General features: G+C 66.0%; 17 protein-coding genes. 6 read left to right on the top strand and 11 right to left on the bottom strand.

From position 1 onward, the window contains the following. The first annotated feature begins 29 nt into the window (after positions 1-29). The 3 genes from HKW67_RS11735 to HKW67_RS11725 all read left to right on the top strand — a co-directional run bounded on the left by HKW67_RS11735 (position 30) and on the right by HKW67_RS11725 (position 4,184). The gene (locus HKW67_RS11735) at positions 30-2,186 is read left to right on the top strand and encodes a penicillin-binding protein 1A (RefSeq protein ID WP_171225561.1); all 2,157 of its coding nucleotides are present in this window, start codon (positions 30-32) and stop codon (positions 2,184-2,186) included. Continuing rightward, positions 2,183-3,550: an amidohydrolase family protein gene (locus HKW67_RS11730; RefSeq protein WP_171225560.1), complete on the top strand. Its 1,368-nt coding sequence runs from the start codon at positions 2,183-2,185 to the stop codon at positions 3,548-3,550. The genes HKW67_RS11735 and HKW67_RS11730 overlap by 4 nt, the downstream gene beginning before the upstream one ends. Before the next feature lie 103 nt (positions 3,551-3,653). Then, positions 3,654-4,184 (top strand): HNH endonuclease, encoded by a 531-nt coding sequence (locus HKW67_RS11725; RefSeq protein WP_230981004.1) that lies wholly within the window; start codon positions 3,654-3,656, stop codon positions 4,182-4,184. A gap of 1 nt (position 4,185) precedes the next feature. Here HKW67_RS11725 and HKW67_RS11720 read toward each other — a convergent pair whose 3' ends face one another. From HKW67_RS11720 to HKW67_RS11695, 6 genes are all read right to left on the bottom strand, one after another. Beyond that, positions 4,186-4,797, bottom strand: coding sequence for a hypothetical protein (locus HKW67_RS11720; RefSeq protein ID WP_171225558.1), 612 nt, complete (start codon positions 4,795-4,797; stop codon positions 4,186-4,188). Positions 4,798-4,880: 83 nt separating this feature from the next. After that, positions 4,881-6,668, bottom strand: a complete 1,788-nt coding sequence (locus HKW67_RS11715) for a BamA/TamA family outer membrane protein (RefSeq protein WP_171225557.1) — start codon at positions 6,666-6,668, stop codon at positions 4,881-4,883. A 172-nt stretch (positions 6,669-6,840) separates the two neighbouring features. Beyond that, complete coding sequence (locus HKW67_RS11710; RefSeq protein WP_171225556.1) at positions 6,841-8,235, bottom strand: sigma-54-dependent transcriptional regulator; 1,395 nt, start codon at positions 8,233-8,235, stop codon at positions 6,841-6,843. Between the two features lie 12 nt (positions 8,236-8,247). Next, on the bottom strand, positions 8,248-8,853 hold the full coding sequence (locus HKW67_RS11705; RefSeq protein ID WP_171225555.1) for a hypothetical protein: 606 nt from the start codon (positions 8,851-8,853) through the stop codon (positions 8,248-8,250). Then, positions 8,850-9,314: a hypothetical protein gene (locus HKW67_RS11700; protein ID WP_171225554.1), complete on the bottom strand. Its 465-nt coding sequence runs from the start codon at positions 9,312-9,314 to the stop codon at positions 8,850-8,852. Before HKW67_RS11700 ends, HKW67_RS11705 begins: the two co-directional genes overlap by 4 nt. Beyond that, entirely contained in the window at positions 9,311-10,474 is a 1,164-nt protein-coding gene (locus HKW67_RS11695) for a sensor histidine kinase (RefSeq protein WP_171225553.1), read from the bottom strand. Before HKW67_RS11695 ends, HKW67_RS11700 begins: the two co-directional genes overlap by 4 nt. A 220-nt stretch (positions 10,475-10,694) precedes the next feature. Here HKW67_RS11695 and HKW67_RS11690 point away from each other — a divergent pair, with 220 nt between their 5' ends. The 3 genes from HKW67_RS11690 (at position 10,695) to HKW67_RS11680 (ending at position 15,174) form a co-directional block, all read left to right on the top strand. Next, positions 10,695-12,296, top strand: a complete 1,602-nt coding sequence (locus HKW67_RS11690; protein WP_206044397.1) for a class I adenylate-forming enzyme family protein — start codon at positions 10,695-10,697, stop codon at positions 12,294-12,296. Between the two features lie 90 nt (positions 12,297-12,386). Next, complete coding sequence (locus HKW67_RS11685) at positions 12,387-14,549, top strand: NYN domain-containing protein (RefSeq protein WP_206044396.1); 2,163 nt, start codon at positions 12,387-12,389, stop codon at positions 14,547-14,549. A gap of 1 nt (position 14,550) precedes the next feature. Then, the gene (locus HKW67_RS11680; protein ID WP_230981003.1) at positions 14,551-15,174 is read left to right on the top strand and encodes a DNA-3-methyladenine glycosylase; all 624 of its coding nucleotides are present in this window, start codon (positions 14,551-14,553) and stop codon (positions 15,172-15,174) included. A gap of 340 nt (positions 15,175-15,514) precedes the next feature. Here the strand turns inward: HKW67_RS11680 and HKW67_RS11675 are convergent, their stop codons facing one another. The 5 genes from HKW67_RS11675 to HKW67_RS11655 all read right to left on the bottom strand — a co-directional run bounded on the left by HKW67_RS11675 (position 15,515) and on the right by HKW67_RS11655 (position 21,201). After that, on the bottom strand, positions 15,515-17,749 hold the full coding sequence (locus HKW67_RS11675) for a peptidase associated/transthyretin-like domain-containing protein (RefSeq protein WP_171225549.1): 2,235 nt from the start codon (positions 17,747-17,749) through the stop codon (positions 15,515-15,517). Between the two features lie 123 nt (positions 17,750-17,872). After that, on the bottom strand, positions 17,873-19,051 hold the full coding sequence (locus tag HKW67_RS11670; protein WP_171225548.1) for a PP2C family protein-serine/threonine phosphatase: 1,179 nt from the start codon (positions 19,049-19,051) through the stop codon (positions 17,873-17,875). A 20-nt stretch (positions 19,052-19,071) separates the two neighbouring features. Then, entirely contained in the window at positions 19,072-19,992 is a 921-nt protein-coding gene (locus HKW67_RS11665) for a patatin-like phospholipase family protein (RefSeq protein ID WP_171225547.1), read from the bottom strand. 10 nt (positions 19,993-20,002) lie between these two features. Then, complete coding sequence (locus tag HKW67_RS11660) at positions 20,003-20,851, bottom strand: patatin-like phospholipase family protein (RefSeq protein ID WP_171225546.1); 849 nt, start codon at positions 20,849-20,851, stop codon at positions 20,003-20,005. After that, the gene (locus tag HKW67_RS11655) at positions 20,848-21,201 is read right to left on the bottom strand and encodes an STAS domain-containing protein (RefSeq protein WP_171225545.1); all 354 of its coding nucleotides are present in this window, start codon (positions 21,199-21,201) and stop codon (positions 20,848-20,850) included. Before HKW67_RS11655 ends, HKW67_RS11660 begins: the two co-directional genes overlap by 4 nt.

The raw sequence follows: 21,201 nt of genomic DNA, 5'->3' as shown, positions 1-21,201 counted from the left end.
CGCGTGAGCGGGTAGCCTTCAGACAACCTATGGCTCTCTCCTCCGTTCTTTCGCGGCGCCCGTGGCTGGGGTGGCTGCTCGTGGTTGGGATTTTCGGCGGCATGGTCGGTGCCGGCGGGCTGCTTGGCGCCTGGAGCGTCATCTGCCGCGAGGGACGCTGTCCGTCGATCGCCTCGCTCGAGCAGTACGTCCCCCGCCAGACCTCCAAGGTGTACGCCGCCGACGGCCGTTTCATCACGGAACTCGGTCTCGAGCGTCGCACCCTTGTGAGGTTGCAAGAGATCCCGAAGCATGTGCGCGACGCCGTCGTCATCACCGAAGACCGCCGATTCTATTCGCACTCCGGGATCGACTACTACCGCGTGTTCGGTGCGCTCGCGCGCAACGTGAAAGCCGGCAGCTATGTGCAGGGCTTCTCCACGATCACGATGCAGCTCGCCCGCAATGTCTTCTCCGATCGCATTTCCCGCGAAAAGACATTGCTGCGCAAGATAAAGGAAGCGCGCGTGGCCCGCGCCATCGAGCAGCGTTACACGAAGGACAAGATTCTCGAGCTCTATCTGAATCAGGTGTACCTCGGCAACGGCGCGTACGGGGTGGAAACCGCGTCGCAGCGCTACTTCGGCAAACCGGTGCGCGAGGTCAGTGTGGCCGAAGCCGCCGTGCTGGCCGGATTGCTCAAGGGTCCCGAGCGCTACAACCCCCGCCGTTTCGCCGATCGCGCGATCCTGCGGCGCAACACCGTGCTCGAGCTGATGCGCCGCGAGGGCGCGATCAACGATGCCGATGCGTCGCTGGCCAAGGCGTATCCGCTGCAGCTGGCCGAACGCACCGAGTCGGGCGACGTGGCGCCGTATTTCGTGGAATGGGTGCGCCAGGAGCTTGAAGAGCACTTCGGCAAGGGACTCTACGACGAAGGCTACAAAGTGTACACGTCGCTCGATGTCGATATGCAGGGTGCCGCCGAGCGCGCGTTGGAGAATCAGCTGCAGGCGATCGAGGCTGGACGCCACGGCAAGTACTCGCACCTGACCTACGAAGCGTATCTCGCACGGTCGGCCGAAGGAGGCGAGCGTGGCGCCGCCAACTCGCCGTATCTACAGGGCGCCTTTGTGGCCGTCGATCCGCGCAGTGGTGCCGTGCGCGCCATGGTCGGTGGCCGTGATTTCGGCGATTCAAAATTCAATCGCGCCGTGCAGGCGCTGCGTCAGCCCGGCTCGACCTTCAAGCCGATCGTGTACGCCACCGCCGTGCACGAGGGGTTCAGTCCTGCGCAGATCGTAGACGACTCGCCGATCTCGCTCGACCAGGTGAGTGGCGAAACGTGGTCGCCGCAGAACTACGACATGAAGTTCATGGGCAACATTCCCATGCGCAAAGCGTTGTATCAGTCGCGAAATCTGGCGGCGATCCGAACCGGTATGGCGGTCGGCGCTGGCAGCGTCATTTCCATGGCGAAGCGCTTCGGCATCACCACACCCATCCCGCCGTATCCGTCGATCTTCATCGGGTCGGCCGACGTGTATCCGGTGCAGATGATCGCCGCGTACTCGGTGTTCGCCAACCTCGGTCTGCGCACCACGCCGCACGCGATTCTCAAAGTCGAGAACGCCGACGGCAAAGTGGTGTGGCAGCCCACTACCGAGCGCGAAGCCGTCCTGTCGCCCGAAGAATCATGGTTGATGGTGAGCATGATGAAGGACGTCGTGGTGCGTGGTACCGGTGCACGCATCTGGAGCTCGGGCTTCCATGTCCCCGCCGGTGGCAAGACCGGTACCACGAACGACGGCGCCGACGTGTGGTTCATCGGCTACACCGCCGATCTGGTGGCTGGCGTCTGGATGGGCTTCGACAAGCCGCAGAAGATCAAGGCGAATGCGCAGGGTGGTGAGCTGGCGTCGCCGGCGTGGTCGTCGTTCATGACCGAAGTGTATCGCCGCAAGCCGCAGCCGCCCGACTGGCCGCGCCCCGACGGCGTGGTGGTGCGCGAAATCGATGCACTCAGTGGGCAGCTCGCGAACAGCAGCTGCATGACGGCGCTCACGACGGAATTCTTCGTGCAGGGCACCGAGCCGACCGGCACGTGTACCGATCCGTCGCCGCGCACGCTGCTCTCGACGGACAGCGTCGCCAAGCTGCGCGCCAAGGCGGACTCCACGAACCCGTTCAAGATTCCGCCCGCGTGAGTGTACGGACGCTGTACACGGCGGACTGGGTATTGCCGATCTCGTCGGCGCCGATCCGCCACGGTGCGGTGCTCGTGGAGGAGGGGCGCATCGCGTTCGTCGGTGCCGCACGCGCGGTCACCCTGGAGAGCAGCGCCGGCCGCACGGTAGCCTTGGGCAACGCGGTGCTCATGCCGGGGCTCGTCAACGCGCATTCGCATCTCGAGCTCACGTTGTTGCGTGGATTTCTCGAGGGACTCGACTTCCGCGATTGGCTGCGCACCCTCACCACGGTACGCCGTGATCTCATGAGCGAGAGCGTGTTGCTTGATGCCTCGCGGGCCGGTATCCGCGAAGCACTGCGCAACGGCATCACCTGCCTCGCCGACACCACTGATTCGGGTGCGCCGCTGACGGCGATGCGCGAGTACGGCGTGCGCGGCGTGGGCTACCTGGAAGTGTTCGGCCCCGATCCCGTGCAGTGCGCGGGGGCCATCGCGCAGCTTGCGGCCCGCGTGCGCGAGGCGCGTGCCCACGATACGGCGCTCGTGCGCGTGGGCATATCGCCGCACGCGCCGTACACGGTGTCGCGCGATCTGTTCGCGGCCACCGCGGCGTTGTCGCGGAGCGAGTCGCTGCCGATGGCCGTGCACGTGGCGGAGAGCGCGGCCGAGATGCTGTTCGTGCGCGACGGCTCGGGACCATTCGCCGACCGGTTGCGGGCGCGCGAGATCGCGGTAGCGCCGCAGGCCGAGTCGCCGATTGCGCTGCTCGAGGCGACCGGTTTGCTGGCGGCCCGGCCGCTACTGATTCATGTGATTCAGGCCGACGACCGTGACCTGGCGCGCATTGCCGACGCCGGCGCGACCATCGTGCACTGTCCGATCTCGAACGCGAAACTTGGCCACGGCATCGCGCCGCTGGATCGCATGCTGGCGCACGGCATCCGTACCGGTCTCGGCACCGATTCGGTGGCCAGCAACGATCGCATGGATCTGCTGGGGGAGGCGCGTCAGGCCACCCTCTTTGCGTCGCTGCGCGTGGGCACCCCCGATGCCCTGTCCGCCCATGAGGCGCTCGCGCTGGCGACACGGGGTGGGGCGGAGGCGCTCGGGCTAGCCGCGAGGGTCGGAACACTTGAAACAGGGAAGGACGCCGATTTGGCGGCCTTTCCGCTCGACCACGACGACGCTCAGCCGCTCTTCGATCCCGCCGTAGCCCTCGTGCACGCACTCGCCGGAAAAGTCGAGGCGATTCTTGTGACGGTGGAAGGCCGGGAGCTGGTCCGGAACGGGGCGCTCGTGCAGCGCGACGAGACCTTACCGTTACGAGTGTCGGCGTGGCGCGATCGCCTGCAACAGTGGCGACAGGCTTCCACCGTATGATACTCTTCATATAGCGGACCCATCGACCTTAACACTGTAGAGTGGAGGGTAGGGCGTGATCGCCGGATGTCTCGCACTGAATGCGTCGTATGAACCCCTGACCATGGTGCCGCTTCGGCGAGCGCTGCGGCTGGTGATCGACGGCAAGGCGGAAATCGTCGAGGCCGACACGGGCATGCCCGTGCGCTCCGAACGACAAGCATTTCCGCGCCCGGCGGTCATCCGCCTGACCCGCTTCGTGCACGTACCGCGACGATTCCGTCGACAGGTCACGAACACGTTCCTCTTCGCCCGCGACGACTATCAATGTCAGTATTGCGGGCGTCGCTCTACGGAGCTCAAGCCTCGGGAGTCGCTCACGCGCGATCACCTGATTCCGATTTCGCGCGGTGGCTCGAACGAGTGGACGAACGTGGTGACGGCCTGTAGCGGCTGCAACACGAAGAAGGCCAATCGCATGCCCTACGAAATTGGCATGACGCCATTGCACGCTCCGTCCGAGCCGCACTTCGTGCATCTCAGCTGGGCGGTTCGGCGACTGACGCCGATTCAGGCGCAGTACATCAAGGTGTTTTATGGCGAGGAGACGCTGCGCGAGCTCGAGAAGATCGAGGGCGCGGTCGTCACGACGTAAGTCAGTACGTCACGGCCGGGCTCTTGGCCTCGAGCCGTCGTACTTCACCGCCCAGCAAACGGCTGGCCAACGACCGGACACCGCGCGTCAGCGCGGTGCTGGGGCTGCGCTTCCCACGCACCGCCGGCGACGCCTCACCACGAAGCCAGCGCTCGAGTTCGTCGAGGTCGCTCACGTCGAGCGTCTGCAACTCGGCCTGCACCGCCACGTAGCTCTTGCGCCCGCGTGGCGGCGCGGCGAGCCCGGGGAGATACGGCAGTTCGCTGGCAGCGCGAGCGTCGGAAAATCGCACGTAGCTGCCCAGCGACGCGAGTCGACCGCCCACGAAGCGACCCACTTCGTAGGTGCGATCGATCGCGTCGTAGCGAACCACGACGTCCCATTCGACGCGACCAATGACGTCGTCGAACCAGCGGCCGATCGTCCAGATCTCGGCTCGCACATGCAGGCGCGCCGGGAAGCCGCTGCGCAGCAGTTCGTCGAACGGTTTCTCGGTCAGCACACCTCGAATCGCCACCATTGGCGGATACGACGTGGGCGCTACCCGGATATCGATTTCCGGGCGCGACTGCGCCCACGCCACGCGGCTCACTCCGAACAGGAGGAGCAGCATGACGCACAGCGTGCGAACCAGTGTTCGCACCGATGCCGAAGCCGTGGGCAGCGCCGAGTGGTTCAATTCGGGAATGACGCGATTTAGAAGCGACGACTGAGCCGCATGTAGACATTGGGAGACAGGCCACTTTCCGACACCGCCTGCGCCACGTACACGCCGAAGTTACCGAAATCGAAGCCGCCGCCAAGATCGGTGCGCCACGACTTGATGTCGGGTATCGATCCCTTCGGGTAGAGCAGGTTGTCCGTGCCACGAGGACCGACCAACCATCCGCGTCCCGAGTTCGCGAACACCACCCAGGCGCCGTCGGCCTTCACGCGACCGAACACCCAGCGGCGATCGCCGAGATCGTCGTCGTCACCGAACAGATTGACGCGGAAGTCGCCCTTCCACTCGATCTGCAGCAGTGCCATGCGATCGCACAGCGACGGGCGGCCGCGCGCGGTGTACGCCTGTTCGTCACCGGTGGCGCAGGTGCCCACATCGGTATCGTTCAGCTGACGACGGAAATCGAAGCCGGGAAGGGCATCGATACCGCTCACCGAGAAGCGGCGCTGCGCCGGCAGCGGGTCGCCGTCGATCCAGCCGCCCAACACGGCGCGCATATTCAACGAGCCATTGGGGCCAAGGCGGTTGTAACGACGCAAGTCAAGTAGCGCGCGGGAGTACACCGCGTCGCTTTCCGGTGCCGGCGCACTCGGCACCAACGCATTCACGCGCGCCAGCGTGCCGTCGCCATGCTCATAGTCGCCGCGCAGATACCAGCCCGCGCGCGGGTCCTTTGAGCTGTTGCGTGTGTCGAAGGTGGCCGACAGGGTCAGCAGCTTCATCACGCCTTCGTCAGCCAGCGGATTCGCTCGCCACGGCACTTTGTCGTTCACGATCGACAGCACGTTGCGCGACCGACGTGAGCTCCAACGTTCCTCGCCGTATGACGCCTTCAACTCCGACCCTCGCCCGGCGAACAGGCTCACGTAGCCTTGGCCTCCATGGCGCTGCCAGTAATCGCGATAATCGCGCGTGAACAGAAAGGCATTGAGTCCGACTTCGGTGTCGGTGAGCTGCCACTTCTCGACGGCGTCCACGTCATCGAACAAGCGGCCGCCAATCGCCACGCCGGCACTGTTGCCCTGGCGCACTTCGAACAGCACCCGGTGGCCGAGGTTCTCGCGCTTCCACGTCAGCCCATCGCCCGTACGGAAGATGCCGAACACCTCAGCGCGTACGCGCGTGTCGCCGCTGCGGGTACGAACGCGCGGACCCACGTAAATCGGCAGCCCTTCCACGCGGTTGTAGGTGTGCGCCGTCGTGACCAGCAGGTCGCTTCGTGTCCGGCCGCTGCTGCGTTCGTCGTCCCGCATCCAACTGGACCAGCGGGAGAAGAAATCGAGATCGGCCACCAGCGTGTCGCCCACTTCGTGGTAACGATATGCCGCGCTCCAGACGCGGATTTCGCCGCCGACGTTCGGGCGCTCGGGCGAGTCGAAGGCGCCGCCAATCACCGTCAGCGAACGCTCGATCCGCGCGCCTTCCACCAGTGACGCGTCGCCGTTCAGCACGACCACCTGACCGGTGACCACACCGGCCAGACGCGCGCGGCCACCGAGCACCGCGAGATCTCCGCGCACGGTATCGGTGCTCGCCAGCGCAAAGTCGCCGCGCACACGGCGCGTCGCAGGCGCGTTCCACACCGCGGTGACTTCCAATGCCACCTCGCGCGGCACGCCACCCAGTCGTCGTGAGCGATCCTGGTCGGGCTCGCGATCCCGCTGCGCCCAGGCCGATGCCAGTGGCACACTGCTCATCGCCACACACATCACCGCGAGGACTATCCGTGCCTGACCACGTGGGGTCATGGCTGCCTTCATCCGTTTCTCCTGCTGAGGTTCACCGCCCCCAAGGGCACGTCGTGTACCACGCGCCCGTAGACGGAGCCGCCGACGCGAACGTCATCGATTCCGGACAGCGGGTGTGTCGTCCCGATACGCGATCTCATTGCCGACATTCGAATCACGCAAAAGGTTTGAACGGCGCGCGTCATCACTCGCCGGCCGACGCCAAGCCCAATCGACGCATGCGTCGATAGAGATTCGGCCGATCGGTTTGCAGGCGTCGCGCGGCCTCGGCCACGTTGCCATCACTCTGCGCCAGCGCCGCCGAAATGAGTCGGCGTTCATACGCGTCGAGCGCATCGCTGAGTGGGAGGATCGGCAGCGTTTCGCCTGCACGCACTGCGTTCTCGCCTGCGGGCACACTGAACGGGTCGGCGGCCACCGTCGGCAGCACCTGCAATACCTCGGCGCGCCCCACCACACTACCCGCGTGCAAGATCGCCAGCCGCTCGACGACGTTGGCGAGCTCGCGCACGTTGCCGGGCCAGCGATAGCTGCTCAGGGCACCGAGCGCGTCGTCGTGCCATTGCACGAGTGGCCTGCCGGTGCGCGTGCGATGTCGCGCCGAGAAATGCCGTACGAGTGCCGGCAGATCGCCCGGCCGGTCGCGCAGCGGTGGTAGCTGAATCGGGATCACGTTCAGTCGGAAGAACAGATCCTCACGGAAGCTGCCGTCAGCGACGGCGCGGCCCAGATCCTTGTTGGTGGCGGCCAGGATGCGCACATCGATCTTGATCGGCTTGCCCCCGCCGACGCGTTCGATCTCGCGCGCTTCGATGGCCCTTAGCAGCTTGGCCTGCGCTTCTGCGCCCAGGTCACCGACTTCGTCGAGAAACAGCGTGCCCGTGTGCGCGAGTTCGAACCGTCCGATGCGTCGATCCGTGGCGCCGGTAAACGCACCTCGCTCGTGACCGAACATTTCGCTCTCCACCAGATCGCGCGGAATGGCCGCGCAGTTCACCCGGATGAACGGGCGATCGCGCCGGGGGCTCGCCAGATGCAGCGCCGCCGCCACGAGTTCCTTGCCCGTGCCCGATTCGCCTGTAATGAGCACGCGCGCGTCGGTCGGGCCCACACGCGCGATGAGGGCGCGCACGTCGTGCATGACCGGCGACTCACCGACCATCTCGCCTGAAATGCCAAGATCTTCTCGCAGTGCGGCGGCGGCCCGGCGGGCCTGGCGCAGCTCGAACGCCGAGGCGAGGGCCAGCAGCACGCCCTCGGGGGTAAGCGGCTTCTCGAGAAAGGTGAACGCGCCAAGCTTCGTCGCGCGCACCGCATCGGTCAGTGCGGCGCGACCGCTCATCATGACGACCGGCATATCGGGTCGACGCTCACGCAGCTTCTGCAAGAGCGCGAGCCCATCGAGGTCGCCCGGCATCATGAGATCGACCAGCGCCACGTCCGGCTCATTCGCTTCCGCCAGTGCGAGCCCGGTAACCCCGTCGGCGGCATCTCGCACGTCGTATCCCTCGGCGCTCAGCAGAGCGCCGACCATACGTCGGATGTTGGGTTCGTCGTCGACGATCAGGACACTGGGCATCGCGGCGGTCGACTACCGGTTCGCGTCGACAGGCACGGCGGCACGCTGCTCAGCGGCCGAGCGTTGCTCCAGCAGTTTCGAGGTGAACCGTTGCGCTTCGCTGAGGCGCTCCATCTCCACCGCGACGGTGTCGATGTTGCGCTCCATCGCATCGAATCGTTGCTGCAGCTGCGCTTCGAGCGCGTTGTCCGCGCGCACGGCGCGACCGCGACGGTCGATTGCGCGCGCGATGGCACGGGCAATTGGCCAGCCGATGAACACGGCGATCACCGAGGCCGCCAGCGCCCACGACATCTGCACGAGGCCCTGCGGTACGACGTCGCGCAACGGGATCGTGGTGGTGTTGTCGCCCTGTGAGAGCACGACGTTGCCGCCCTTTACGTTGATGCGCACGTTCTCGCCGCTGCCGTCGCCGGTAAAGACGATCGTGCCGGGTGGCAGCGGCTCGGCCGGGGCACGCGCCGCGTCGGCGTCAGCCTGTGCCGCATCTCGGGTGGCCTGCGCTGCATCACGCGTGGCTTGCGCCGCATCGCGCGTAGCCTGCTGTGTTTCGCGAATCGTCTGGGCGATCTCTGCCGGCAGGCCCGGTGAGGCCGGCTGTTGGCGCACTGTGTTCATAACACCCGCTCCATCTCAACCTTGGTTCGATCCGACAACAACTTCGTCGTGAAGCGTTGTCCTTCACTGATACGTTCGACTTCCACGGCCACCGAATCCACCGCCTGCTCGATAGCCGCGAGCCGCTGCGAGACTTCGGCTGGCACCGCCGCCGGCGTCGCGACCGTGCGCTTGTCGATACGCCGGGCGAATGCCCGCGCGAGCGGGCCGAAGACCACCACCATCATGGTCATCGCTCCCACCGCCTGGACGATATCGACCACGCCATCCGGAATGTCGCGGCGCGACCGCGGGGGGGGCGGCGCGATGGCGGTCGTCGCGATGCCGTCCACGCTCAGCAGCGCCTTCCCGTCGGACGACACCTCGATACTGCGTCGAGTGCCGTCGGACGACGGCATCGTGATGAGCAGGCGGTCACCCAACGGCGTGACCTTCACCGCCGTGGTCTGATTCTGGGTCATGCGATGGTCTCGCGAATGGGGAGGCGCAGCGTGATTTCGGTACCGTGGCCAAGCGCGCTCGCGGCGTCGATCGAACCGTGATGCGCTTCCATGGTCTGTCGCGCAATGGCGAGCCCGAGGCCGGTTCCGCCCGGCTTGGTGGTCACGTACGGGTCGAAGATGCGCGCCAACGCGTCGGGGGCGATGCCGCAGCCGCTATCGCGAATCGTGATGGTGACGTGCGGAACGGCGTAGCGCAGCGCGATATCGATCTGTCCCGACGCGCCACAGGCATCGACGGCATTCATCAGCACGTTCGTGACGGTGCGAACCAGCGGCTCGTGGAAGCCGTACACCAACGGCAATGCATCGTCGCTGGTGATCGCCACGGTGAGACGCTCGGGGACCGTGCTGCGCGCGACTCGCGTGACAAGCTCCGACACGTCGATGTCGGCGGCCGGACCATCGGGAAGACGGCCGAACTGGGCGAAGCTCTTCGCCATCGTTTCCAGACGCGCGGCCTCCTCGGCCAGCACCTCCACCGTGTCGCGCAACTCATCGGGGGCGGAGCGACGCAGCCGGTCGACCGCGAAGCGGATCGGCGTGAGTGGGTTCTTGAGCTCGTGCGCAAATTGGCGGGCCGACTCGCGAAACGCCTCGGCGCGCTCGGCCTCGAGCGCCCGTCGTCGTCCCGTGTCGAGTTCCTGAGCCATAGTGCGCATCCCCGTTCGCAGTACTTCGAATTCCGGGGCGCCGCGGCGCTCCGGTTGTTCCGGGATGGGCCGCCCCGTGCGGATCAACCCGGTCCATCCCACCAGTTCATCAAGCGGACGGCTGAGCTGACGACTCAAGTGACCGGCCACGCGTGACGCACCAACCGCTACCAACAGCACCACCAGCACGGCGCCCGCCACGACCAGGCGCATCGAGCGACCGGCCACGAAATCGAAGCGACGCGCCAACTCCACCGACTGGCGCAGTTCGGCTTCGTGTCGTTCCACCGCCGCCCGCTGCTCGACAGTGAGCGGAGCGGACCGCGTGGCGGACAGCGCCTGCTCACCACTGAGCGCGATCCGCTCCCACGCCGAGCGGGCCGACAACATCGACAGCGCCCGACTGGCCGTACCGACGCCCACCAACGTGACCGCCACGGTGGGGACGAGCGCGAACAGAATCAGCATGGCGAACAACCGCGACCGGAACGGTGCCCGGGCCCCGGTGCGTGCGAGCCGACGCCGCTCCCTACGAGAGCCTTCGGGGGAGGGTTTCTCTCCCGGGCGGTTCTGAGGGTTCGACCCGCTTTCGTCAACGGTCGGCTTCCGCATCTCGTTCATAGTCAGTAATTTACGTGGCTGTACCCGATCCCGGAGTGGAATGGCAACGTCGTGGTCCCTAGCCCCCTTGGTCGAGCAACGTGCGCAGGAGCATCCCGCACGCGTGCTCGCCACGAATGGTGAACGGACGTGGACCTATCAGCAGGTGGACGCCGACGCGTCCTCCCTGGCTGCTGCTTTCTCCGAATTGGGGCTGGGCATGGGCGATCGCATCGCGGTCAACCTGCCGAACGGCGTCGAGTGGATCATTGCTACGTTGGCGGCCGCGAAGCTGGGCGCCGTCGTAGTGCCGGTCAGTCCGCAGCTCAGTATTCATGATCTGCGCTACCAGCTGCGACACGCCGAAGCGAGTGCCGTCGTCACCATTGAGAAATGGGACGGCGTCGACTTTCTGCAGCGCTTCGAAGAATTGCTCGGCGATCTGCCTGATCTGCAGTACGTGGTCACGGTAGGCGACGAGGACCTGTGGTACGACGACCGGATCTTTCAGTTCGAAGATCTCGTCTCGAGCGGTACCGGACGATCGGTTCCGCGACCAGCGGTGTATGACGAGACGGCCGACCTGGCCGTCATGTACACGTCGGGAACGATGGGCAAGCCCAAGGGCGTGCCACTCTCGCACCGGGCGCTGGTGGAAAACGCGGTACGTGTGGCGGAAATCCTCGAGATTTCGCCCGACGACCGTGTGCTCGGCGCGGTTCCGTTCTTCGCCATCTTCGGCTTCGGCATCATGCTGGGCACGATGGCACGTGGAGCGACGATCGTGCTGCAACCGTCTTTCGACCCGGCGCGCGCCCTCGCGCTCATCGCCGACGCGAAGGTCACGGTGCTGCACGGCGTGCCCACGCAGTATCACCTCCTCATGCGTGAGGAGTCGTTCGACCCGTCGCGACTCAAATCGCTGCGAGCCGGCGTCATTGCCGGCAGTTCGGTGGACGAGGCGCTGGTGCGCCGAGTGCGTCGCTGGTGCGATGTGCTCGTGGCGTACGGCCTCACGGAAACCGGACCTGTCGTCACGATCACCCGCTTTGCCGACAACGACGAACGTCGTTTGAGCACCGTGGGCTGCGCCCTTCCCGGCGTCGAGATCATGGCGATGGATCTGATCACGGGAGAGCTGCACGGACCCGAAGCGGTCGGCGAGATCGCCGTCCGCGGGTCCAATCTCATGCGGGGCTATCTCCGCATGCCGGCCGAGACCGCCAAGGTCATGACGCCGGACGGATTTTTCCTCAGCGGTGATCTGGGCATCATCGATGAGGATGGCTATGTGAAGATCGTCGGGCGGCGGCAGGAGACGATTTCACGCGGGGGCATGCAGCTCTACCCGCGTGAACTCGAGGATCGTCTGCGTGCGCATCCGGCAGTGGACGATGTCTGCGTGATCGGCGTGCCCCATGATGTCATGGGAGAGCTGGTGTGCGCGTGCATCGTGCCAGTAGAAGGGGCAGTCATCACGGGTGGCGAAATCAAACGCTTCGCCCAGGAAACGATGGCTGCCGACAAGGTTCCCGATTTCGTCCGCTTCTTCGATGTCTTTCCCATGACGGGAAGTGGCAAAGTGCGGCGGCGAGAACTCGCGCGGGCAATCGCGCTGAGTGCGAACACGATGAGCGCCTCGGCGCTGCATGGCAACGCGCTCGATCACTCCGTTTCGTATCCAGGCTAGTACATGAGTCGACATGACACCCGGTCCCGCAGTGCGGCACCGTCCCGTACCATCGCGCCGTTCCATCGTGGACCGCAGGCCGTCACTCCGATGACGTCGCCGAATGCCGCCCCGCCGGCCCACGCACCGAATGCCGCGCTGCTCATCGATTTTGACAACGTCACGATGGGCATCCGTTCCGACCTGCAGGGAGAGCTCAACAACCTCCTCTCGTCGGACATCGTCAAGGGCAAGGTCGCGGTGCGCCGCGCCTACGCCGACTGGCGTCGCTACCCGCAGTACATCGTGCCGCTCACCGAGTCGTCGATCGACCTGATCTTCGCGCCGGCCTACGGTTCGTCGAAGAAGAACGCGACCGACATCCGTCTTGCCATCGACGCGATGGAGCTCGTCTTCACGCGCCCCGAGATCGGCACGTTCGTGCTGCTCTCCGGTGACTCCGATTTCTCGAGTATGGTCATCAAGCTCAAGGAATACGGCAAGTACGTGATCGGCGTCGGCATCCGTGAGTCGTCGAGCGACCTGCTCGTGATGAACTGCGACGAGTACTACTCGTACAATGCGCTCGCTGGCCTCACCAAGACGGGCGACGATGAGTCGACCCGCTGGGATCCGTGGGAGCTCGTGACCGAGTCGGTCAATCGCATGAAGCGCAACGGCGACGTGATGCGCTCCGACCGTCTCAAGCAGGTCATGCAGGAGATCGACTCGTCGTTCGACGAGAAGAACCTCGGCATGCCGAAGTTCTCGCGCTTCGTGCAGGACGCCTCACACAAGGGGCTGCTCAAGGTCACGAAGCTCGACAGCGGCCAGCTCGAAATCGACACGCCCGATGGCAGCATCGCCCCGGCGTCGAGCGCGAGTGCCGCTGCGCCCGCCGAACCGCGTCGTGAAGAAAGCGATCGTGAGCGCGATGAACGTCGTGGCCGTCGTGGCCGTCGTGGCCGTGGCCGCGATCGCTTCGACCGCACGCCGGTCGACGGGGAAGTGCGTGACGCGACGCAGGATGCCGCCGACGCCGAGCATGATGCCGCCGACGATGCCGCCGAAGCGGCGGAGCTGGTCAGCTTCGCGCCGCTGCTCGATTCCGCGGCCGTCGACGTGCCGGCGGAAGCCGACGCGACCGGTGAGCCGGGTGTCGATGCCGCGGCCGATGCTGCTGGCGAAGTCGAGCGGGAAGCGCGTCGTGGTCGTAACCGTCGTGGCCGTGGCCGCGATCGGTTCCGCGATCGTGAAGGGCGTGAGCCGCGCGCCGAGGCGGATGCCGCGGCGCAGGCCGATGGCGAGGTGGCTCCGGCCGCCGACGCCGATGTGCCGGCCGTGCCCGTGGTGGCGGCTCCGGTGTTCGTCGCCCCGGTGGCGGCCACGCCGGCCGCAGCGACGCCGACCTTTGGTTCGGCCGTTGCTGGTCACATCGGTAGCAGCGGTGAACGGCTCACCCGCAGCGAGGCGTTCGACCTCGTGCGTCGTGCGGTCGAAGCGCTGGTGCAGGGTGATGATTCGACGAGCGCCAGCGCGGCGCGCACGAAGGCGTTCGAGCTCCTCGGCCGCGATAGCGAGTCGTTGAGCTCGCGCATGTTCGAGCGCATCCTGCAGGACGCGCACGACGCGAACATGATCGACCTCCGTCGTCGTGGAAACGACTTCGAAGTCGCGCGTGCCGCCGATGCGGCGTCGATCGTGGAGCAGCTCAAGACGGTCGACGATGCGCAGAAGGCCGAGGCCAAGGCGGCCGCGGCGCTGCTGCCTCAGGCACCGCGTGGTATGGGTGCCCGTGGTGTCGCTCCGCGCGGTGGATCGCGTGGACGTGCCCCGGCCGGTCCGCCGGCCGACCTGCTCATGTTCGGCGTCGTCGGTGCCCGTCCGGTCGGAGCGGTTGCTCCGGCGACGAACGGCACGACGGCGGCGGCTCCGGTGGCTCCGGTGGCGGTTTCACCCGTCGCCGCGCCGACAGCTCCGGTCGTGGTCGAAGCGCCGTCGGTTCCGGCCGCTCCGACAGCTCCGGCCCGCGGTCGTGGTGCCAAGCCGGCGGCCAAGAAGGAGACGCCCGTGAAGGCGGCTCCGGCCAAGTCCGCCCCGGCCAAGTCGCCGGCGCCGGCCAAGAAGGCGGTCGCCAAGGCACCGGCGAAGGCCGCGCCCAAGGCCGCCAAGGCCCCTGCGAAGGCTGCCAAGCCGGCGGCGAAGGCTCCGGCCCCGGCCGCCAAGAAGGCGGCGGCCAAGGCCCCGGCCAAGAAGGCCGCGAAGAAGCGGTAAGATGATGTTCGGAGCCCCACTGCCGGCCGGGTTTTACGACCGGGATCCGGCAGTGGTGGCCCGCGAACTCCTCGGCGCCGTGCTACGGCACGAGGATGAACTGGGAGCAGTCAGTGGCCGGATCGTGGAGACCGAGGCGTACCTCGGACCTCACGATCCGGCTTCGCATTCAGTCGTGGGCCGGACGGCGCGGACCTGGCACCTGTTCGGTCCGCCGGGGGTCGCGTACGTGTACTTCGTGTACGGCATGCACTGGTGCGTGAATGCCGTCACGCGCGAAGAGGGCTTCGGCAGCGCCGTGCTCATCCGGGCGCTGGAGCCTCAAGAGGGGATCGAGACGATGCGGGCGCGACGGCCCAAGGCCCGTCGCGATGCGCAGCTGTGCGACGGCCCGGGCAAACTCTGCGCCGCCCTCGGCATCGATCGCCGCTTTGACGGGGCCGTGCTGACCGGCGGGTCGGCGCTGACGATTCACGCCGGAGTGCCGGTGCCGGACGATCAGGTCGTCGTGGGCCCGCGGGTGGGGATCACAAAGGCGGTGGAATGGCCGTTACGATTCCGCGTTGTACACGAGGGCACCCAGGACTCCAACCTTCGACTCAAAACTCCAAACTCACGTGAGTAGTGAGTCATGAGTTCAAGTTCGGAGTTCCGAGTCAACCCAGGACTCCAAACTTCGACTCAAAACTCCCAACTCACGTGAGTGGTGAGTCATGAGTTCAAGTTCGGAGTCTCGAGTCAACCCAGGACTCCAAACTTCGACTCAAAACTCCCAACTCACGTGAGTGGTGTGTCATGACTTCGACTCAAAACTCCAAACTCACGTGAGTGGTGAGTCATGAGTTCAAGTTCGGAGTCTCGAGTAAACCCATGACTCCAAACTTCGACTCAAAACTCCCAACTCACGTGAGTGGTGAGTCATGGGTTCAAGTTCGGAGTTCCGAGTCGCGCCCCGTCGGTCGCGCTCATCGCCCCCCTGTCCATAGCGCCACGATCCCGCACGAGCCCTGACCGTTCGCGTTGGGTCCTGTGAGCGGCACGAGCTCCGCGGGGGCGTTGGCGGTACTTGCGTAGATCTCGATCGCGGCGATCGTCGTGGCCGACGCGATCTGATCGATCGCGACGCCACGGCCCGGCTCGGGTTGCATGACTTGTCCGTCGAGCAGCACCAACATCGGACAGCCCGCGCGCCCGACGGCGTAGCGCACCCCGGCGGGATTTCGCGAGATCGCGACGTAGCGTCGGCCTACGAGCATGTCGCTCAGTCTCCCCACGTTTCGTGCGTCCAGCACCTCGGGCGTGAGAAACTCCGCCACGAACGCCCCGCGTTGGGCGCGCAACACGCGATCGTAGAATCCACGAGTCTCGAGTGGCGAGGGTCCGCGCGCGTTCACCGATACGGTGGCCAAGCGCTCGGCGATTGGGAGCAACACGATCGTCTGCGGCGGCGCCGTCGCGCTGTCGGGCTTGGCCAACTTCCCGTCGAACGCCACGAAGCCGATGCGTCGCACGGAGACGGCGAGGGAATCCGGCGCGTTTGGGACGATCAAGTCGCCGTCGGCGTTCGTCACGCGAATGGCGCCGCCATTGAGGGTGATCGTGGCGAACGGAATTGGATGATTGTCGGCATCGCGCACCGCGATCCGGAGGGCGCCCCGCGGTGTGGTCGCTTCGGCCGACGTCGTGAATCGCAGGTCGACGCGCAGGCGACCGTCGAGCGCCGGCACGCGTACGCCGAGCGGGCGGGTGCGGCGGTCGCCCACGTGCGCGCGGATCGTGACCGGACGATCGCGCGGGATTCCGCACAACTCGAAGAATCCGTCGGATGCAGTGAACGCCGACTGCTGTCGCGTTTTCCACGTCCACCCGAACGCGCCGGTTTGGCGAAACTCCTGCTTCCACTCCGCGCGCACCACGGCATCGGCCACGCGGCGTTGATCGCCGCGCAACACGGTGCCGTATACCAGCGCCGTGGGTTCACCCCCCGATACGTCGGTGCAGGTGGACGCGGTGGCAATCGTGTCGCTCTCCATCGTCATGCCCGAGGCGGCAACGGCCGCCGCCAGTGATGTCGCTTCGGCATCCACGGCGCGACTGCTGCCGACAAAGAGCAGATCGTCGCCCTGACGCATCTGAACCACTTCACCGCCCGAAGCCTGCACACCGGTGAGTCGAAGTCGGCGCGATTGTTGGCCGATGCGCGTGCCGGATAGATCGGCTCCGCGCTCGATCGCGACGCGCGGCATCCGGATTTCCCAGCGGCTGATGAACACCAGGCCGTCGTCGAGATGCGTGAACTCGATGGTGCCGCCGAGATCTGCGCGGCGGAGGGCCCGCGGGAGCGTGTCGTACACGAAGTGAATCTGCCGCAGCGCACCAGTGGAGCGGTCCAGCCAGAGTGTGCCACGGACGTCCACGAAATTGTCGACGTGCTGCGAAGGCTCGAAAGCGAGTCCGACCCACGCCGCGTTCGCGCCGGTACCAGCCACCGCGCGATAGCAATGGCGCGCCAGAAACGAGTCGGAGAGTAGCACCTCCGCATCGGGGGCGCGATACACGACGCCATCGCGCTCCCCCGTGACGTACCCCACGCGGGCCAGCGAATCGGCCGAGAGGCTGCGAAATGGCTGCGCCGTCTCACCGGCGCGCTGACTCTCTTCCAACAGCGTGAGTCGTTCACCATTGATCGATCGAAGCTCACGAAAGAGCCGAACCTGCGCCCTGGCGCGCCCTTCTGTTGGCGACAACTGCGAGGCGAGCAGCGTCTTCCGGGATTCCTCGAGGAGCGTCACGATATCCGCCCCGGCCTCCGGTCCGATCTCACACGGTCGCGATGCCGTGGTGCGCATGCTCGCCAACGGGATGGGCTCATTCGGGAGCACGAGCGCGATGGGCACCGGCGGCGTGACAAGTTGCACCGGCCCAAAGTCGAACGGGCGCTGCCCGATGCGCAGCGCCTGCACGCGAATCTGCGTGCGCCCCACCACCACCGAGAATTGCCCACGGGCACCGGTCACGGCATTGGCCAGCACCGAGTCGCTGTCGAGCGCGCGTACGACGATGATGGCGCCGGCCACCGGCGTGCCGTCCTCCGCACGGTTCGCGGCACCGGTGAGCGTTTGCGCGCCGAGCACCGTGGGACACGCGGCGAATCCCGCCACGAGCGAGCGAAGAAACACGGTGAGTGATGGCCATCGCATCGGGTTTACCTCAGGGCTCGGAGCGGACTCACGACTCCATACTTCGACTCACCACTCGAGACTCACGTGAGTCTCGAGTCATGGGTTCAAGTTTCGGGTTCTGAGTGACCTCCTTGCTACGCTCTACCCCCTCCGTACCGCCAACAACGTCACGTCGTCAGCCGCCGGTTCGCCCGCGGCATGCCCGTGCACGGCATCAAGCACGCGATCCAGCAGCGCGTCGACGCTGTCGGCCGGCGCCGAGAGCAGCGCATCCGTGGCGTCGTCGCCGAACAACAACCCGTTCGGCGCGCGGGATTCCGTGATCCCATCGGTGAGCACCAGCAGCGTCTCCCCCGGTTCCAACACGATCGTACCGGCGGTGAACGGAATCTCCGGCAGCATGCCGACCGCCGGTCCCGTTGGTGGCAACATGGTGCGCACCGTGCCGTTCGCCCGTACGACGCGCGGTGGCTCGTGGCCGCCGTTCACGTACGCGATCGTACCCGTGGCCGGATCGAGCGCGCCCACGAATAGCGTCGCGAACATGTTGGCGCGACCGTGGGTATTGGCGATGTAATCGTTCGTGACCGTCACCGCGTGCAGCACGCGCGACTCCAGCATCTCGACGGTGTGCGATCCGATCTGCGACGCGCTCACGGCGCGAATCAGCGAACGGAACAGCGCCATGAATAGCGCCGCGCCGACGCCCTTGTCGCAGACATCACCGAGCACGAGCGCCACCGCGCCATCGGGCAACCGGAACGCGTCGTAGAAGTCACCACCCACTTCCCGCGCCGGTTCAAAGCGGGCTGCGAACTGATAGCCCGGCACCGTGGGTAAACTCTCCGGCAGGAAATCGCGCTGAATGCGCGCTCCCACCTCGAGCTCCTTCTGCATACGACGCGAACGGGCCTGCTCGCGATCGCGCAGCCGCTTCTTCTCGAGCGACGCCCCCACGCGGGCGCGCAGGAGGACAGGGTCGAACGGTTTCGGCAGATAGTCTTCGGCACCCAGCTCGATGCACTTCACCACGGTCTCGAGTTCGGTGTTGGCCGAGATCATGATGACCGGAATGTGTCGCGTGGCGTCGCTGGCCTTGAGTGCCGTGAGTGCACCGATGCCGTCGAGCACCGGCATCATCACGTCGAGCATGATCAGATCCCACGACGGATCCCGCGTCAGATCGAGCGCCTCCTGTCCGTCGTTGGCGGTCGTCACCACATGCCCCATGCGCTGCAGGCGCCGCGACAGCAGATCGCGGTTCACCTCGACGTCGTCGACGACCATGATGCGGGCCGGGGCCGACCGGTCTTCGGTCATCGGCTGGCTACTCGGATTCGTCACAGGCCGGGCGTCGGTAGCGGGCCGGCCATCGAGGCCTGCAGCAAGCGGCGCAGGTACGGCATCTGTTCTTCAGCGGCGCGTTCGCCCTGTTCGATGAGATACGGAATGTGCTTCCATTCGGTGAGGCCGATGTGGCGATCGAACATGGGCATGATCGGTAGCACTTCGGCGTGATGCGCCACACTATAGAAGGCGAACGTGGCGCGGAGCAGGTGATTGGTCACGATGGTGGACGTCCGCCCGAGCGCATTCACCAGCGAGCGCACCTCGGCGTTCATCTGACTTTCGAAGCCCATCGCCAGGATGATGTCGCAGCCTTCGCGGATCGCGACGTCGATCGGCAGCGGATTGGAGGCACCGCCATCCACCAGCATCCGGCCGTTCACTTCCCAGGCGCGCAGCAGCATCGGAATCGCAACGCTCGCCCGCGTGGCGTCGGTGATGCGCCCCGAATCGAGCACGACCTTTTCGCCGGTGCGGAAATCGGTCGCTGACTGCAGCAACGGGATCTTCGTATCGGCGAACGTACGCTCGCCGAACAGCGATTCGAGCACTTTCCAGACCTGCCGGTCGTCGACCATGCCGACCTGCTCGTGGTAGCCCATGAACATCGGGGCGATCGCGCGCAGCAGGGAGCGGTAGTGCAGTTTGGTAAACAGGTCCTTCCAGAGCACCAGCGTCTGCCGCTCGATGTCCGCGGCGCTGTCGCCCAGTGCGAAGAGCGCGCTGTAGATCGCGCCGCCGCTGCACCCCACCACCACGTCCACCGGAATCTTTTCGCGCTCGAGCACTTTGAGCAGTCCGACGGCGGCGGTGCACTTGATACCGCCGGACCCGATCACGAGGCCAATGCGCGCACGGCGTTCGCCGAAGTCGCCCAGCGAACGTTCGCCGGTGGAACCGAGTCGGATGGACATCAGCGTCCTCTCAAGTAGGGACGGCGGCGAGGAGCCGACGCAGATACGGCAGCTGTTCGCGCATGGCGGCATCGCCTTCGTCGACCAGCAGCGGGATCTTGCCGGTGTCGAACAGGCGGATGCGTTGCGAGAACTGCGGGATCACGGCGATCACTTCGCTATGGTGGGCAAGTCCGTGAAAGGCGAACGACGCCTTGAGCAGGTTGTTCGTCATGATGCTGCTGAGCTGAAACGCAAAGCGCCCGCCCGATGTGACCCGCTCCTGATACGGACTCTCGAAGCCCATGGCGATGATCACGTGCGCGCCTTCACGAATCGCCACACCCACCGGCAGCGGGTCGGAGAGAAAGCCGTCGATACATAGGCGGCCGTTCACTTCCCACGGGGCGAAGGCAAACGGAATGGCGATGCTCGCGCGCACGGCGTCGGCGATACGCCCCTCGCTGATCGTGACCTGCTCGCCGGTGCGGAAATCGGTGGCCGTGATAAAGAGCGGAATCTTGCAGTCGGCAAAGGTGAGATCGCCGAACGCCGTGGTCAGACGCTCCCAGACCAGATGGTCCTTCTTGAGGCCGAACCGTTCCGTGAACCCCAGCAGCTTTGGAAAGAGCATGCGCATGAGCGCGGCGCGGTCGGGCTGTGCCGTGACATCGCGCGTCCACAGCGCGGTGCTCATGGCAGCTGCGTCCTCGGCGTTCTTGCCCAGCGCGATCGCCGCGGCGTATATCGACCCGCCGCTGCAACCGACCACGAGGTCGATGTCGATGGATTCACGGGCGAGGCATCGCTGCAGGCCAATGGCGGCGGCGCACTTCACGCCGCCTGAGCCGATCACCAGCGCAATGCCGGTTCCTGTCACTTGGTGCCGCTCATGTTGGCGAAGCTCGCGACCGCGCTGTCCACGTCGGCGAAGCACTTCAAAATGCTGGTGAATCCACTCAGCTCCAGCACCTGTCGCACGTTGGGGCGGATATCGGAGATCCGCAGATCCCCGCCGCGCTGGCGCGCTTCCTTGAGCGTGGAGAGCAACACCCGTAACCCGGCGCTGCTCGTGTACTCCACGCCGCCGAAGTGGGCGACCAGTCGCGTGCGTCCGGCCGCGACCTCGTCAAGCAGGGCGGTCACCAGCGTGTCGGCCGTGAGTGCGTCAATGCTGCCGGTCACGGCCACGATCGTGACATGGTCCTGCTGTGTGATCGATATCTGCAT

Origin of the sequence: Gemmatimonas groenlandica (assembly GCF_013004105.1) — a bacterium.
Lineage (GTDB): Bacteria > Gemmatimonadota > Gemmatimonadetes > Gemmatimonadales > Gemmatimonadaceae > Gemmatimonas > Gemmatimonas groenlandica.
This window is presented reverse-complemented; position numbering and strand designations above follow the sequence as displayed.

Coding starts and splice junctions, on each gene's coding strand:
- HKW67_RS11700 (WP_171225554.1), bottom strand. CDS start 9,314: ATGACCCAGAATCAGACCACGGCGGTGAAGGTCACGCCGTTGGGTGAC.
- HKW67_RS11735 (WP_171225561.1), top strand. CDS start 30: ATGGCTCTCTCCTCCGTTCTTTCGCGGCGCCCGTGGCTGGGGTGGCTG.
- HKW67_RS11725 (WP_230981004.1), top strand. CDS start 3,654: ATGGTGCCGCTTCGGCGAGCGCTGCGGCTGGTGATCGACGGCAAGGCG.
- HKW67_RS11695 (WP_171225553.1), bottom strand. CDS start 10,474: ATGCTGATTCTGTTCGCGCTCGTCCCCACCGTGGCGGTCACGTTGGTG.
- HKW67_RS11705 (WP_171225555.1), bottom strand. CDS start 8,853: ATGAACACAGTGCGCCAACAGCCGGCCTCACCGGGCCTGCCGGCAGAG.
- HKW67_RS11655 (WP_171225545.1), bottom strand. CDS start 21,201: ATGCAGATATCGATCACACAGCAGGACCATGTCACGATCGTGGCCGTG.
- HKW67_RS11710 (WP_171225556.1), bottom strand. CDS start 8,235: ATGCCCAGTGTCCTGATCGTCGACGACGAACCCAACATCCGACGTATG.
- HKW67_RS11680 (WP_230981003.1), top strand. CDS start 14,551: ATGATGTTCGGAGCCCCACTGCCGGCCGGGTTTTACGACCGGGATCCG.
- HKW67_RS11670 (WP_171225548.1), bottom strand. CDS start 19,051: ATGACCGAAGACCGGTCGGCCCCGGCCCGCATCATGGTCGTCGACGAC.
- HKW67_RS11675 (WP_171225549.1), bottom strand. CDS start 17,749: ATGCGATGGCCATCACTCACCGTGTTTCTTCGCTCGCTCGTGGCGGGA.
- HKW67_RS11720 (WP_171225558.1), bottom strand. CDS start 4,797: ATGCTGCTCCTCCTGTTCGGAGTGAGCCGCGTGGCGTGGGCGCAGTCG.
- HKW67_RS11685 (WP_206044396.1), top strand. CDS start 12,387: ATGACGTCGCCGAATGCCGCCCCGCCGGCCCACGCACCGAATGCCGCG.
- HKW67_RS11715 (WP_171225557.1), bottom strand. CDS start 6,668: ATGAAGGCAGCCATGACCCCACGTGGTCAGGCACGGATAGTCCTCGCG.
- HKW67_RS11665 (WP_171225547.1), bottom strand. CDS start 19,992: ATGTCCATCCGACTCGGTTCCACCGGCGAACGTTCGCTGGGCGACTTC.